Origin of the sequence: Psychrobacter sp. 16-MNA-CIBAN-0192 (assembly GCF_040309565.1) — a bacterium.
In the GTDB taxonomy this organism is placed as follows: Bacteria; Pseudomonadota; Gammaproteobacteria; order Pseudomonadales; family Moraxellaceae; genus Psychrobacter.
Genome location: NZ_JBEOOX010000111.1, coordinates 1 through 289, shown reverse-complemented (window position 1 = coordinate 289; position 289 = coordinate 1). Strand labels below are relative to the sequence as shown.

The 289-nt window shown below is 45.7% G+C and carries 1 pseudogene; it reads right to left on the bottom strand.

Annotation, left to right across the window (positions count from 1 at the left end):
• Window positions 1-289 (bottom strand): annotated as a pseudogene (locus tag AAEY78_RS12555) (tRNA (N6-isopentenyl adenosine(37)-C2)-methylthiotransferase MiaB); the annotation flags it as partial.

The following is a 289-nucleotide window of genomic DNA, read 5'->3' as shown; positions in this document are numbered from 1 at the left end:
ACTCTTCACCGCGCGTATAAGGAACAACGCAGAATGAACAATACTTTGAGCAGCCTTCCATAATGGATACAAAGGCCTTATAGCCTTCAACGCGCGGCTCAGGTAAAAAGTCAAACTTCTCGATACTAGGGAAGGATACATCTACCGTACCGATACGATTCTTAGGCGCAATTTCACGTTGCTCGTTTGATTGATCATAGAGTTCAGGCAAACGATGCAAGGTTTGTGGGCCAAAAACCATATCGACATAAGGTGCGCGCTTTTGAATGTTATCGCCTTCTTGCGAGGC